The sequence below is a fragment of the Burkholderia sp. NLJ2 genome (assembly GCF_049487195.1).
Taxonomy (GTDB): Bacteria; Pseudomonadota; Gammaproteobacteria; order Burkholderiales; family Burkholderiaceae; genus Burkholderia; species Burkholderia pyrrocinia.
Genome location: NZ_CP137808.1, coordinates 2,478,170 through 2,491,386 on the forward strand (window position 1 = coordinate 2,478,170; position 13,217 = coordinate 2,491,386).

At 69.2% G+C, this 13,217-nt stretch carries 12 protein-coding genes; 4 read left to right on the forward strand and 8 right to left on the reverse strand.

Annotated elements, in window-relative coordinates:
- Window positions 1-48: 48 nt before the first annotated feature.
- The 6 genes from R9B84_RS11375 to hutH form a co-directional block, all read right to left on the reverse strand.
- Complete coding sequence (locus tag R9B84_RS11375) at window positions 49-1,425, reverse strand: formimidoylglutamate deiminase (RefSeq protein ID WP_423758032.1); 1,377 nt, start codon at window positions 1,423-1,425, stop codon at window positions 49-51.
- A 153-nt stretch (window positions 1,426-1,578) separates the two neighbouring features.
- Window positions 1,579-2,802 (reverse strand): imidazolonepropionase, encoded by a 1,224-nt coding sequence (gene hutI, locus R9B84_RS11380; RefSeq protein ID WP_423758033.1) that lies wholly within the window; start codon window positions 2,800-2,802, stop codon window positions 1,579-1,581.
- A gap of 4 nt (window positions 2,803-2,806) precedes the next feature.
- Window positions 2,807-3,418, reverse strand: a complete 612-nt coding sequence (locus R9B84_RS11385) for a HutD family protein (RefSeq protein WP_423758034.1) — start codon at window positions 3,416-3,418, stop codon at window positions 2,807-2,809.
- 2 nt (window positions 3,419-3,420) lie between these two features.
- Entirely contained in the window at window positions 3,421-5,109 is a 1,689-nt protein-coding gene (gene hutU / locus R9B84_RS11390; protein ID WP_423758035.1) for a urocanate hydratase, read from the reverse strand.
- Window positions 5,110-5,148: 39 nt separating this feature from the next.
- Window positions 5,149-5,844: a histidine utilization repressor gene (hutC, locus tag R9B84_RS11395; RefSeq protein WP_423758036.1), complete on the reverse strand. Its 696-nt coding sequence runs from the start codon at window positions 5,842-5,844 to the stop codon at window positions 5,149-5,151.
- Between the two features lie 4 nt (window positions 5,845-5,848).
- Complete coding sequence (gene hutH, locus R9B84_RS11400; protein WP_423758037.1) at window positions 5,849-7,372, reverse strand: histidine ammonia-lyase; 1,524 nt, start codon at window positions 7,370-7,372, stop codon at window positions 5,849-5,851.
- Window positions 7,373-7,586: 214 nt separating this feature from the next.
- Between hutH and R9B84_RS11405 the strand changes: the two genes are divergently transcribed.
- A complete protein-coding gene (locus R9B84_RS11405; RefSeq protein WP_423758038.1) occupies window positions 7,587-8,507 on the forward strand; it encodes a glutamate/aspartate ABC transporter substrate-binding protein in 921 nt (306 codons plus the stop codon).
- A gap of 21 nt (window positions 8,508-8,528) precedes the next feature.
- Here R9B84_RS11405 and R9B84_RS11410 read toward each other — a convergent pair whose 3' ends face one another.
- Window positions 8,529-9,284 carry a 4'-phosphopantetheinyl transferase family protein gene (locus R9B84_RS11410; RefSeq protein WP_423758039.1) on the reverse strand — a complete coding sequence of 252 codons (756 nt, stop codon included), beginning with the start codon at window positions 9,282-9,284 and terminating at the stop codon, window positions 8,529-8,531.
- A gap of 156 nt (window positions 9,285-9,440) precedes the next feature.
- Window positions 9,441-10,481, reverse strand: a complete 1,041-nt coding sequence (locus tag R9B84_RS11415) for an alpha/beta fold hydrolase (RefSeq protein WP_423758040.1) — start codon at window positions 10,479-10,481, stop codon at window positions 9,441-9,443.
- Window positions 10,482-10,749: 268 nt separating this feature from the next.
- Between R9B84_RS11415 and R9B84_RS11420 the strand changes: the two genes are divergently transcribed.
- From R9B84_RS11420 to R9B84_RS11430, 3 genes are all read left to right on the forward strand, one after another.
- A complete protein-coding gene (locus R9B84_RS11420; protein ID WP_423758041.1) occupies window positions 10,750-11,691 on the forward strand; it encodes a LysR substrate-binding domain-containing protein in 942 nt (313 codons plus the stop codon).
- A gap of 174 nt (window positions 11,692-11,865) precedes the next feature.
- Window positions 11,866-13,098, forward strand: a complete 1,233-nt coding sequence (locus tag R9B84_RS11425; protein WP_423758042.1) for an MFS transporter — start codon at window positions 11,866-11,868, stop codon at window positions 13,096-13,098.
- On the forward strand, window positions 13,089-13,211 hold the full coding sequence (locus R9B84_RS11430) for a hypothetical protein (protein ID WP_423758043.1): 123 nt from the start codon (window positions 13,089-13,091) through the stop codon (window positions 13,209-13,211). Before R9B84_RS11425 ends, R9B84_RS11430 begins: the two co-directional genes overlap by 10 nt.
- The last annotated feature ends 6 nt before the right edge of the window (window positions 13,212-13,217 follow it).

A 13,217-nucleotide genomic window follows, 5' to 3' on the forward strand; every position in this document is an offset into this window, starting at 1 on the left:
GTTAGAGTCTGCCGGCGCACGCGGGCGGCGTGCGCCGGTTGCCGCGCGTCAGCGCAGCAGTTGCGCCAGCGCGGCGCGGTAGTCGGCATACGCGACGGCTTCGTCGCGATGGCGGCGGCCGCTCACGACGCGCTCGCCGCCCGTGTAGACGTCGAGCACGGGCGTCTCGCCGTGCTCGGCGAACACGATGCCCGACAGCCAGGATGCGCTGCCGTGTTCGGCGATCGCCGGATGATCGGGATCGAGCACGAGCCAGTCGGCGCGGCAGCCTTCGCGCAGCGCACCGACGTGCCGCCCGCTGGCCTGCGCACCGCCCGCGAGCGATGCATCGAACAGGCGATCGGCGACATGCGCCTGCGTGTCGCTCGCCAGCACGTTGCGCGCGCGATGCACGAGCCGCTGCCCGTATTCGAGCAGGCGCAACTCCGCGCGCCAGTCGACCGACGCGTGGCTGTCCGAGCCGACGCCGATCACGCCGCCCTGCGCGAGATAGTCGACCGCCGGGAACACGCCGTCGCCAAGGTTCGCTTCGGTCGTCAGGCACAGGCCGGCAACCGCGCGCCGCTTCGCGAGCGCTGCCGTTTCGGCCGCGTCGACGTGCGTCGCGTGCACGAGGCACCAGCGCGCATCGACGTCGAAACGATCGAGCAGCCATTGTACGGGCCGTGCGCCGTATGCACGCACGCAGTCGTCGACTTCGGCCGTCTGCTCGGCGATATGGATATGCACGGGTGCGTCGTCGGGCAGCCCGTCGAGCAGCGCGCGCAGCCCGCTCTCGGACACCGCGCGCAGCGAGTGCGGCGCGACGCCGTAGCGCAGCCCGCCGTGCTCGGGCGCGGCGCGACGCATGACGTCGAGCAGTTCGAGCAGGCCTTCGGGCGTGTTGATGAAGCGGCGCTGGTCGTCGCGCGGCGGCTTGTTGCCGAAGCCGGCGAACTGGTACGACACGGGCAGCATCGTGATGCCGATGCCGGCCGAGCGCGCGGCGTCGACCACGCGCGTGCCGAGTTCCGCGATCTGCGGATAGCGCGAACCGTCCTGCGCATGATGCACGTAGTGGAATTCGCACACCGACGTGTAGCCGCACTTGAGCATCTCGACATACAGCCAGCGTGCGACCGCCGCGAGCGCGTCGGGCGTGATCTTCAGCGCGAAACGGTACATCAGGTCGCGCCAGCTCCAGAAGCTGTCGGCGGGATTCGCGCGGTATTCGGTAAGCCCGGCCATCGCGCGCTGGAATGCATGCGAGTGCAGGTTCGGCATGCCGGGCAGCACCGGGCCGGCCGCGCGCGCGACGCCTGCCGGCGCGTCGGTGTCGGGCGTCACTTCGGTCAGCGTGCCGGCCGCGTCCCAGCGCAGCAGCACGTTGCGGCGCCAGCCATCGGGCAGGTAGGCATGGTCCGCGAACAACAGGGTGTCGGTCATTGCGATTCCTTATCGACCAGAATCGACGCTGCAGCGTTTGGTCTGGTCCCATTCCACGGTTGGCAGGGGCCGGCGCATCGGCGCTTACTCATGCCCCGTTGCAGTCGACCGGACCGCGGCACACTTCCGCGCCAGGTCCGGTCCCATGCAGAACTATCCGTTCATCCGGCGAAACACGGTCGCGCCGCCGCGTACGACCTGCTCGCACAGCGGCCGGCCGATCCAGTAAGCAAGCTCCGACAGCGAGCCGACCGACCATGCAGCGAAGTCAGCCTGGCGGCCGACCTCGAGCGCACCGTGCCGATCCGCACGGCCGAGCGCCGCGGCCGCATGGCGCGTGACGCCCTGCAGCACCTCGGGCACCGTCATGCGGAACAGCGTGCAGCCCATGTTCAACGTCAGCAGCAGCGATTCGAGCGGCGACGTGCCCGGATTGTGATCGGTCGCGAGCGCGATCGGCACGCCATGCTTGCGCAGCAGTTCGATCGGCGGCAATTGCGTTTCGCGGATGAAGTAGTACGCGCCGGGCAGCAGCACGGCGACCGTACCGGCCGCCTTCATTGCCTCGATGCCGGCTTCGTCGAGAAATTCGAGGTGATCGGCGGACAGCGCGCGGTAGCGCGCGGCGAGCGCCGTGCCGCCCGCGTTCGACAGTTGCTCGGCATGCAGCTTCACGGGCAGCCCGCGCCGCGTCGCGGCCTCGAACACGCGCTCGGTCTGCGCGAGCGAAAAGCCGATGCGTTCGCAGAACACGTCGACCGCGTCGACGAGGCCCTCGTCGGCCAGCGCCGGCAGCATCCGCTCGCACACTTCGTCGATGTACGCATCCGCACGGCCCGCGTATTCGGGCGGCAGCGCATGCGCGCCGAGGAAGGTCGTGTAGACGGTAACCGGGAAGCGCTCGCCGAGCTGGCGCGCGACGCGCAGCATCTTGCGTTCGGTCGCGAGGTCGAGCCCGTAGCCCGACTTGATCTCGATCGCGGTCACGCCTTCGGCAAGCAGCGGCTGCAGGCGCGCGGCGGCCTGCACGAACAGCGTCGTCTCGTCGGCCGCGCGCGTCGCGCGCACCGTCGACACGATCCCGCCACCCTGCCGCGCGATTTCCTCGTAGCTGACGCCCGCAAGACGCTGCGCGAATTCGTCGGCACGCGTGCCGCCGTACACGAGGTGCGTATGGCAGTCGACGAGGCCCGGCGTCACCCACGCGCCATGCAGATCCTCGCGCTGCCAGTGCCCATAACCGTGCGGCAGCGCGGACAACGCGCCGAGCCAGACGATCGTGCCGGTTTCGTCGACCGCGATCGCCGCATCGTCGATCGTCTCGTCGGGATGGCCGTGCGGACACAGCCTCAGGTGATGCCAGACAGTCGGTTTCATGCGTTCAGTCTCGTTCGCCGACGGCGAGCGAGACGGCCAGCAGCGCGCCGCCCCCGCTCACGACGACGTCAAACGCACGCCGCGGCCCGTCGAGCCGCAGCGTGTCCATTTCTTCCAGTGCGTAGTGCGCGCCGTCGATTTCCACGCCGACCGCACCGGCCGCGCAAAACAGCAGCACGGTATCGGCACGCTCGATGCGGTGCGCGCCTGCGCGCCACACGTCGAGCGCGCCGCGCGCGGCCGAACGGCGTGTCATCAGGTTGAAGTCGCGCGTCGCGCCGTCGTGCAGCGTCGCGTCGATCGCCGTCTCGCCCGCGAAATCCGCGCGGGCCAGCGGCGCGTCGAGCACGTGGCACGTGCCGCCCGCTTCAGCGAGCGTCATGCCCGCGCCGGACAGCAGCACGAGCGTGCGGTCGATCCCGTCGAAACGCGAGAACGGCCCGGCCGTGCCGACGTCCGCGACGCTCACGCGCCACGCGAATGCGTCGAGCGCGGCGCCGGGCGGAAACGCGCCGATTTCGCGCGTCACGCCGCCGCCGTTCTTCCACGGCGACGCGACGAGATCCGCCGCGCGGATCATCGTCGCGTCTGCCGGCGCCTGAGCAAGCGCCGTCATGCTCAGCGGCCGAGCATCGGCAGCTTCAGGCCGGCTTCGCGAGCCGTCTGCTGCGCGAGTTCGTAGCCGGCATCCGCATGGCGCATCACGCCCGTCGCCGGGTCGTTCAGCAGCACGCGACCGAGACGCTCATGCGCTTCAGCCGTACCGTCGGCGACAATCACGACGCCCGAGTGCTGCGAGAAGCCCATGCCGACCCCGCCGCCATGGTGCAGCGACACCCACGATGCGCCGCCTGCCGTGTTCAGCAGCGCGTTCAGCAGCGGCCAGTCGCTGACGGCGTCCGAACCGTCCTTCATCGATTCCGTCTCGCGGTTCGGGCTTGCGACCGAACCGGTATCGAGGTGGTCGCGGCCGATCACGATCGGTGCCTTCAGTTCGCCGTTCTTCACCATCTCGTTGAACGCCTGGCCGAGGCGGTAGCGATCCTTCACGCCAACCCAGCAGATCCGTGCCGGCAGGCCCTGGAACGCGATGCGCTCGCGCGCCATGTCGAGCCAGTTGTGCAGGTGCGGATCGTCGGGGATCAGCTCCTTCACCTTCTGGTCGGTCTTGTAGATATCCTCAGGATCGCCGGACAGCGCGACCCAGCGGAACGGGCCCTTGCCTTCGCAGAACAGCGGACGGATGTACGCCGGCACGAAGCCCGGGAAGTCGAACGCGTTCTCGACGCCCATTTCCAGCGCCATCTGGCGGATGTTGTTGCCGTAGTCGAGCGTCGCCGCACCGCGGTCCTGCAGCGCCAGCATCGCGCGCACCTGGACGGCCATCGACTGCTTCGCAACCTTCACGATGCTCTGCGGATCGACCTTCTGCGCTTCGCGCCATTGCGCGACGGTCCAGCCCTGCGGCAGGTAGCCGTTGATCGGGTCGTGCGCGCTCGTCTGGTCGGTCACGCAGTCCGGCGTGATGCCGCGCTCGACGAGTTCCGCGAACACGTCGGCCGCGTTGCCGAGCAGGCCGATCGACACGGGCGTGCCCGCGCGCTTCGCTTCCTCGATCATGCCGAGCGCTTCGTCGAGCGTCGTCGCCTTCTTGTCGACATAGCGCGTCTTCAGGCGGAAGTCGATGCGCGTCTCGTCGCATTCGACCGCGATCATCGAGAAGCCTGCCATCGTCGCCGCGAGCGGCTGCGCGCCGCCCATCCCGCCCAAGCCGCCCGTCAGGATCCAGCGGCCCGACGGATCGCCGTTGAAGTGCTGGTTCGCGACCGAGAAGAACGTTTCATAGGTGCCCTGCACGATGCCCTGGCTGCCGATGTAGATCCAGCTGCCGGCCGTCATCTGGCCGTACATCATCAGGCCCTTGCGGTCGAGCTCGTGGAAGTGATCCCAGTTCGCCCAGTGCGGCACGAGGTTCGAGTTCGCGAGCAGCACGCGCGGCGCATCCTTGTGCGTGCGGAACACACCGACCGGCTTGCCCGATTGGATCAGCAGCGTTTCGTTCTCTTCGAGATCCTTCAGCGACGCGAGGATCTGGTCGTAGCATTCCCAGTTGCGCGCCGCGCGGCCGATGCCGCCGTACACGACGAGCGCATGCGGATGCTCGGCGACTTCCGGATCCAGGTTGTTCTGGATCATCCGGTAAGCCGCTTCGGCCAGCCAGGTCTTGCAGGTCTTGTCGCTGCCGCGCGGCGCGCGGATCGTGCGCGTCGGATCGAGACGGGGATCGATGTGTTTCGGATGGTTCATGACGACTGCTCCCGAAGGAAAATGAATATCAAATAGGAATCAGAAATGCCCGGTGAAGCGATAACGGCTGCCGGGATGCCACAGATTCGCCACCGAGGCGACGACGCCCTGCGACCAGGTGCGCCGATGTAAAACCAGACACGGCTCGACGTCGTCCATCCGCAGCTGCTCGCGCCGTTCCGGCGCCGGGGCCGCCGCTTCGATCCGGTACTCGACGCGCTGCAGCGGAGCCGCGCGCATCAGGTACAGGTTCGGCGTCGTGTTCGTGAAATCCTGCTCGGCGTAATCCGGCGCGACCGCCGGATTCACCCATCGTTCTTCGAGCTGCACCGGCTCGTCGTTCTCGAAGTGCAGCACCTGCGAATGAAACAGCTTCGCGCGCACGGCCACCTGCATCTCGTCGGCGAGCGCCTCGTCGGCGCGGATCGTCTCGAGGTCGAGCACGCTGGCGTGATATGCATGCCCGCGTGCGCCGACCTCCTCCGAGATACTGCGGATCGCCACCAGCGTCGACTCGTACTTCGGCCGCGCGACGTAGGTGCCCGCGCCCTTCATGCGCGTGAGCACCTGCTCGGCCGTCAACTCGCGCAGCGCGCGGTTGACGGTCATGCGCGCCACCTTGAACTCGCGCGCCAGCTCATTCTCGGACGGCACCTGGTCGCCCTCCTCCCACTCGCCGGCGTGGATGCGGCCCAGGATGAAATCCTTGATCTCCTGGTAGACCGGCGCGCTCATGGGCTTACTGTTCCGATGCGAACGAGAACGGGCTGATCTTCGCGAACGCGCGCTCGCCGACGAGCTTCGCGATCGCTGCGATGTCCGGTGCGAAGTAGTGGTCGAGCTCGTAATGCGCAACCTTGCCGCGGATCGTTTCCATCGCGGGCGCCAGCTTCGGGCTCGTGTGATACGGCGCGCGCAGGTCGACGCCCTGGGCGGCGGCCAGCAGTTCGATCGCGAGGATGTGCTTCGTGTTGTCCGCGATGTCGGCGAGCTTGCGTGCGGCGAACGTCGCCATCGACACGTGGTCTTCCTGGTTCGCGGAAGTCGGCAGCGAGTCGACCGACGCCGGGTGTGCAAGCGTCTTGTTTTCCGACGCCAGCGCGGCAGCCGTCACGTGCGCAATCATGAAGCCCGAGTTCACGCCGCCGTCCCGTACGAGGAACGGGGGCAGGCCCGACAGCGTCGCGTCGATCAGGAGCGCGATGCGGCGCTCGGCCAGCGCGCCGATTTCCGCTGCGGCCAGCGCGAGGTTGTCGGCTGCGAACGCGACCGGCTCGGCGTGGAAGTTGCCGCCCGACAGCACTTCGCCGGTGTCCGGGAAGATCAGCGGGTTGTCCGACACCGCGTTCGCCTCGATCAGCAGCACGTCGGCCGCATGGCGCATCTGGTCCAGGCACGCGCCCATCACCTGCGGCTGGCAGCGCAGGCTGTACGGATCCTGCACCTTGTCGCAGTCGCGGTGCGACTGGTTGATCGGCGAACCTTCGAGCAGGTCGCGATAGGACGCGGCCGCATCGATCTGGCCTTGATGGCCGCGCAGTTCGTGGATGCGCGCGTCGAACGGCTTCACCGAGCCGGCTGCCGCGTCGACCGACAGCGCACCCGCGACGAGCGCGGTGCGGTACAGGTCTTCGATCGAGAACATGTTGTCGAGCGCCAGCGCCGTCGAGGCCTGCGTGCCGTTCAGCAGCGCGAGGCCTTCCTTCGCCTGCAGCGTCAGCGGCGCGAGGCCCGCGACGCGCAGACCGTCGAGCGCGCTGGCACGCTCGCCGCGGATGAACACTTCGCCGACGCCGAGCAGCACGGCCGACATGTGCGCGAGCGGCGCGAGGTCGCCCGACGCGCCGACCGAGCCCTTCACCGGGATCAGCGGCAGCACGTCTGCGTTGAACAGCTTGATCAGCGCGTCCATCACTTCGCGGCGGATGCCCGAGTGGCCACGGCCGAGGCTCGACAGCTTCAGCGCCATCAGCAGGCGCACCGACGAACGCGCCATCGGCTCGCCGACGCCGACCGCGTGCGACAGCACGAGGTTCTTCTGCAGCAGTTCGAGCTGATCGTGCGGGATGTGCGTGCTGGCCAGGCGGCCGAAGCCCGTGTTGATGCCGTACGCCGGCTCGCCCTTCGCGGCGATGTCGGCGACGGCCTTCGCGCCGGCGTCGATCTTCGCGAAGCTGGCCGGGTCGAGCGTCAGTTGCACGGATTCGCGTGCGATCTGGCGCAGTTGCGGGAGGGTCAGGTGGCCGGGGGTCAACGTAATCATGTGAGCAATCCTGTCTAGACAAGTTCGGAATGGATTGAAGTGTAGCCACCTGAACTTGTCTAGACAACCCGTTTTTCGCCGATTTCGACTCGGGAGTTTCCCTGATGCCCGGCGCGGCCCGCCGGACCGGTCGGTGGGTGCCGCAAATTAACATATGTTGCAATTATTTTGTCTTTGGCAACATATAGATCACCACTCGTCAAGGAGATCCGTCATGAACATCCCGCCGCGGTTCGCCGCCCTGTTCCGCCGCAGCCTGCTCGTCGCCACGTGCGCGCTCGCGTGCGGCGCGTCGCTCGCCGCCGAGCCGCTGTCGGGCACGCTCGACAAGATCCGGCAGGCCAACCTGATCTCGATCGGCCATCGCGAGACGTCGGTGCCGTTCTCCTATGTCGACACGAGCGGCAAGGTGATCGGCTTCTCGCAGGACCTGTGCGATCGCGTGATCGCCGCGGTGAAGGCGCGCACCGGCAAGCCCGACCTGCAGGTGCGCTTCATCCCCGTCACGTCGCAGAACCGCATTCCGCTCGTGCAGAACGGCACCGTCGATCTCGAATGCGGCGTGACGACCAACCTCGCCGCGCGCCACGCGCAGGTCGCGTTCTCGACCACCTTCTTCGTCGCGACGACGCGCCTGCTCACGCGCACGTCGTCGGGTATCCGCGACTTTCCCGATCTCGCCGGCAAGACGGTCGTGACGAACCAGGGCACGACGTCCGAACGCCTGCTGCGCAAGATGAACGAGGAAAAGAAGATGAACATGCAGATCATCAGCGCGAAGGACTACGGCGAAGGACGCCTCACGCTCGAATCGGGCCGCGCGGCCGCGTACATGATGGACGACGTACTGCTCGCGGGTGCGCGCCAGCTCGCCGCGAAGCCGGGCGACTGGCAGATCGTCGGCACGCCGCAGTCGTCGGAAGCCTACGGGTTCATGCTGCGCAAGGACGATCCGCAGTTCAAGGCGCTCGTCGACGGCGTGCTCGCGCAACTGATGAAAAGCGGCGAGATCAACGCGCTGTACGACAAGTGGTTCATGAAGCCGGTGCCGCCGAAGGGGCTGGCGTTCGACTTCCCGATGAGCGACGTGATCAGGACGCGCTACGCGGCGCCGAACGACACGCCGCTCGAATGAGCGCCGCTCGTTGACACCGGCTCACGCGCGCGTCCACGCGACGCACGCTGCATAGCCAGGCGCCGCGTCGACCCACGCCGCGTCGAACGCGGCGACGCCGGCGGCGGGCGCGGACGGCTCGACGATCGTCGTCGCGGGGGTCGCCGCATCGCGCGGCGGCACGACCGCGAATGCGCGCAGCCCGCCGACGATGCCGGTGCCGAGTGCCTTGAGCAGCGCCTCCTTCGCGGACCAGACCCGCATGAATTCGCCCGCGCGCGCGTCGGGCGGCAGGCCGTCGAGATACGCGGCCTCGGCCGGCGCGCAGACTTCGCGTATCAGCGCGCGCCAGTCGGCCGTGCGCTTGCAGGATTCGATGTCGACACCGACGCGGCCCGCGGGCGCCCACGCGAGCAGCGCATGATCGCCCGCATGCGACACGTTGAAATCGAGCGTCGTGCGATGCGCGGGGGCCGGCGACGGCCGCCCCGATTCGTCGACGACGATCGCGACCGCGTGCGGCGCGACACCGAGGGCTGCGCCGAGCACGTCGCGCAGCGCGGCGCGCGTCGCGGCGCTGCGCACCGCATCCTCGTGCCGCATGAAGCGGGCGGCCCGCGTCCGCTCGTCATCGCTGAGCGCCGCATAGGCGCGCGACGCCAGCGGCACGCGCCAGTCGAAATCGATGCGCGCGATCCGCACGCCGGCGCGGGATGCAGCGGCCGGCACGTCGAGCGCATGCACGCGCCAGGCACGGGGGGGATCGACCGGGGAAGCGGAATCGGACGGAATGGGCATCGGCACGCGGCAGCCTGTGCTGTGGAATGAAACGTCCGATGTTAATCGATCGCGCCGGCGCACGAACCGGCGTGTGCGCGTATTGCCACGTCCGCATCGAACGACGGATTCTTTACGAACGACATTCGATGGCCGCGCACGGCAACGCACCCCGCTTCACCCGTTCGCGGCCACGCCCGGCACGCCGCTACCCGTCACCCGATTGCGCGACGCGGGATGAAGTGCGTGCACGACGCCCGGCGCGTCAGCCGACAGCACGCCGTGTTGCAGCCAGTGCAGCGCGACGGGCCACAGCGTGTCGGTGAAGCGGCTGTGGAAAAACGCGAAATGGCCGATCGTGTCGACGCCGATGTCGGCCGGCGCGATTCGCAGGTGCGTGACGTCGCTGCCCTTGTAGTAACCGACCAGCCGCTCGATCGCGTCGACCGTGCCGAACGCGTCGTCGTCGGTGCCGATCGCGAGCATCGGCGCCGACAGCCCGGCAAAGCGCGCGGGCAACGCCGCGCGGCTCACGGCGCCTTCATCGAGCACGCCGCCGATGTATCCATCCTCGAAACGCGGTTGCGAGCGCGCCCACGACAGCGCGACACCGCGCGGCGTGTCCTCCATCCAGCCGAGCCGCTTCGCGGGCACGTAGCCGAACACGGCCGCGAGCGCCGGCATCGCGACATGCCACTTCCACCACATGCTGCGCCGCTCGGCCGGCAGGTAATCGCGCCAGTACGCATACTGCGCGCCGACGGTCACCGCATGCCGCACATATACGTTCGATGCCGCGAGCCCGAGCAGGCAGCCGCCGATGCTGTGCGCGACGACGTCGAGCGGCTGGCCCGGAAACGCGTCGCGCGCGTATTGCAGCGCGGCTTCGCAATCGAGCCGCCCCCAGTCGAGCCAGTTCGCACGCAGCTTCGCGAGCTGCGCCGGGCGCGACCCGCCGATGCCGCGATAGTCGTAGACGAGCACGTCGCGCCCCTGCGCGAACAGCCAGGCCGCGAAACGGAAGTAATAGTCGCAGCGCACCGACGTCGCGCAATTGACGACCGTCACGGGCCGCACCGCACCGCCGCCGCGATGGCGCCACACGTGGCCGCGCAATGCATAACCGTCGGCCGCGCGCAGCGTCACGGGCTCGGGCGGCAACGCGCCCGCCGCGCGACTGCCCTGCACCGCCCCGCCTCCTTCGTTCGAAATCGTCATCCTGTCTCCTGTCGATCGCAGTTAGCGCTTTAGCGCTTACTGCGATCCCATGCTTCGCGGTCGGCCAGATGTCGACCGGACTTGGCGCTTCAGCGCTTAGTCCGGTCCCATGCAAAGCTGTCAGCGCCTCGGCGCCTGCCCTGGCCCCATGCCTCGCGGTCCGGGCCGCCGCAAGCTGCCGCCCGCGCCCATCGGCCAGCCTCCATTGAACTTGACGCGTGCCGCGTTCTCAACCAATCTTGCTGCTCCGTTCGCATGAGTCACGCGCATGTCAACGCCTCTCGTCCGTCTCCCGTCGCTCGACCTCGTCCGCGGTTTCGTCGCGGTCGGCCGCCGCATGAGCATCACGCTCGCCGCGCAGGACCTGTGCGTCACGCAGTCGGCGGTCAGCCGCCAGGTGCATGCGCTCGAAGCGCATCTCGGCGTCGCGTTGCTGCAGCGCGGCTACCGGAAGATTGCGTTCACGCCGGAAGGCGAGCGGCTGTTCCGCGTCGCGGATGCGGCGCTGCACAGCCTGCAGGACACCGTCGCGTCGCTCGCCGCCGCGCGCGAGCGCCAGCCCGTCACGATCACCGCGAGCATCGGCGTCACCGCGCTTTGGCTGCTGCCGCGGCTCGGGCGGCTGCAGGCGCGCCTGCCGGAGATCGACCTGCGCGTCGCCGCGAACGACAAGGTACTCGATTTGCGCACCGAAGGCATCGACCTCGGCATCCGCTATTGCCCGCGCGATCGCGCGCCGGCCGGCGCGCTGCACCTGTTCGACGAGATCGTCGTGCCGGTCGCGCATCCTGCGCTCGCCGCGCGGCCGGTCACGAGCGCGGCCGCGATCGCCGACCATGTGCTGCTCGAATTCGACGGGCCGCCGCAGCCGCAATTGCAGTGGCGCACGCACCTGCATGCGGCCGGGCTCGGCGACGCGCGCCCGAAAGGCGTGCTGCGCTTCAACCAGTACGACCAGGTGATCCAGGCCGCGATCGCGGGCCAGGGTGTCGCGCTCGGCCGGCTCGCACTCGTCGCACCGATGCTCGCGGACGGGCGGCTCGCGGTGCTCGGGCCGCACACGCAGGCGCTGTCGGACGCGTATGGCTACTGGCTGTTCCAGCACGATCCGGCCCCGCGCCGCGAAGTCGCCGACGTGCGCGACTGGATGCTCGCCGAAGCGGCCGAATGCGATACCGCGATGCGCACGCACGACACGGCGTCCGCGTAAGCCGGCGTTCCGGATGACCGCGACCACGACCTGCCGCCCCGCCCGGCCGCACTCCGTCACATTCCCCTCACGCATGCCAACCTGACCGAATGATCGCTTGAGCGACGCCGGGCCCGATCGTCTAATCGGATCGAGCGCGGCCGTTTTGCCGCGCGCCTTCATCCGGAGACACGCATGACCCCGATCGAGCAGGAAGTCCGACGCCGCTGGCTGCCCGTGCTGACGGGCGGCCTGATCATGGGCGCCGCGCTCGGCATCCGCCACGTGCAGGGCCTGTTCCTCGCGCCCGTGTCGCTCGACCACGGCTGGTCGCGCGAAGCGTTCGGGCTCGCACTGGCGCTGCAGAACCTGATCTGGGGTGTCGCGCAGCCGTTCACGGGGATGGTCGCCGACCGCTTCGGCTCGGTACGCGTGATCGTCGCCGGGATGCTGCTGTACGCGGCCGGGCTCGTCACGATGGCGCATGCGGCATCGACCGGCATGTTCACGGTCGGCGCCGGGCTCGTGATCGGCATCGCGCTGTCGGGCTCGGCGTTCGCGTCGATCTACGGCGCGCTGAGCCGCCTGTTTCCGGCCGACCGGCGCGGCTGGGCGCTCGGCGTCGCCGGTGCGATCGGCGGGCTCGGCCAGTTCTGCATGGTGCCCGTCGCGCAGGAACTGATCGGCGGGATCGGCTGGCGGCACGCGTTCGTCGCGCTGGCGCTCGTCGCGGCACTGCTCGCGCCGCTCGCCGTGCTGCTGCGCGACCGGCCCGCGCAGGCGGCCGGCGGCGGCGCCGGCCCCGACCAGTCGATCGGCGAAGCGGTGCGCGAGGCGTTCGCGCATCGCGGCTTCTGGCTGCTGAACGCGGGCTTCTTCGCGTGCGGCTTCCAGCTCGCGTTCATCGCGACGCATCTACCCGCCTACTTGCTCGACCACGGGCTGCCGGCGCGCCACGCGAGCGTCGCGCTCGCGCTGATCGCGCTGACCAACGTGGCCGGCACCTATGCGTGCGGCCATCTCGGCGGGCTGCTGCGGCGCAAGTACGTGTTGTCGGTGCTGTACCTCGTGCGCGCGCTCGCGATGGCCGCGTTCGTCGTCGTACCGCTGTCGCCCGCGAGCGTCTACGTGTTCGCGGCCGTGATGGGGTTCACGTGGCTCGGCACGGTGCCGCTGACGAACGGCGTGATCTCGCAGGTGTTCGGCGTGCGCTACATCGCGACGCTGTTCGGTTTCGTGTTCTTCGGGCACCAGCTCGGCAGCTTCTTCGGCGTCTGGCTCGGCGCGCGCGTGTACGACGCGACGCATTCGTACCTGCCGCTGTGGATCGGCTCGATCGCGCTCGGCGTGCTCGCGGCGCTCCTGCACCTGCCGATCGACGACGCGCGCATCGCGCGTCCGGCATCGGGCAACGCGGCATGGGCGTGATCCGCGCGGCGCTGGCGGTCGGCACGCTCGCGTTCGTCGCGTGGTGCGGCGCGGCCTACTTCGACTCGGGCGTCGCGTACGCGCTGCTCGAACACGTCGCGTTCTGCAACTGACGCGGC

What these genes read in the sequence shown, in the direction of transcription:
- R9B84_RS11415 (WP_423758040.1), bottom strand. Translation starts at nt 10,481, where the DNA reads ATGACGATTTCGAACGAAGGAGGCGGGGCGGTGCAGGGCAGTCGCGCG.
- R9B84_RS11425 (WP_423758042.1), top strand. Translation starts at nt 11,866, where the DNA reads ATGACCCCGATCGAGCAGGAAGTCCGACGCCGCTGGCTGCCCGTGCTG.
- R9B84_RS11405 (WP_423758038.1), top strand. Translation starts at nt 7,587, where the DNA reads ATGAACATCCCGCCGCGGTTCGCCGCCCTGTTCCGCCGCAGCCTGCTC.
- R9B84_RS11430 (WP_423758043.1), top strand. Translation starts at nt 13,089, where the DNA reads ATGGGCGTGATCCGCGCGGCGCTGGCGGTCGGCACGCTCGCGTTCGTC.
- hutU (WP_423758035.1), bottom strand. Translation starts at nt 5,109, where the DNA reads ATGAACCATCCGAAACACATCGATCCCCGTCTCGATCCGACGCGCACG.
- R9B84_RS11375 (WP_423758032.1), bottom strand. Translation starts at nt 1,425, where the DNA reads ATGACCGACACCCTGTTGTTCGCGGACCATGCCTACCTGCCCGATGGC.
- R9B84_RS11420 (WP_423758041.1), top strand. Translation starts at nt 10,750, where the DNA reads ATGTCAACGCCTCTCGTCCGTCTCCCGTCGCTCGACCTCGTCCGCGGT.
- R9B84_RS11410 (WP_423758039.1), bottom strand. Translation starts at nt 9,284, where the DNA reads ATGCCCATTCCGTCCGATTCCGCTTCCCCGGTCGATCCCCCCCGTGCC.
- hutH (WP_423758037.1), bottom strand. Translation starts at nt 7,372, where the DNA reads ATGATTACGTTGACCCCCGGCCACCTGACCCTCCCGCAACTGCGCCAG.
- R9B84_RS11385 (WP_423758034.1), bottom strand. Translation starts at nt 3,418, where the DNA reads ATGACGGCGCTTGCTCAGGCGCCGGCAGACGCGACGATGATCCGCGCG.
- hutC (WP_423758036.1), bottom strand. Translation starts at nt 5,844, where the DNA reads ATGAGCGCGCCGGTCTACCAGGAGATCAAGGATTTCATCCTGGGCCGC.
- hutI (WP_423758033.1), bottom strand. Translation starts at nt 2,802, where the DNA reads ATGAAACCGACTGTCTGGCATCACCTGAGGCTGTGTCCGCACGGCCAT.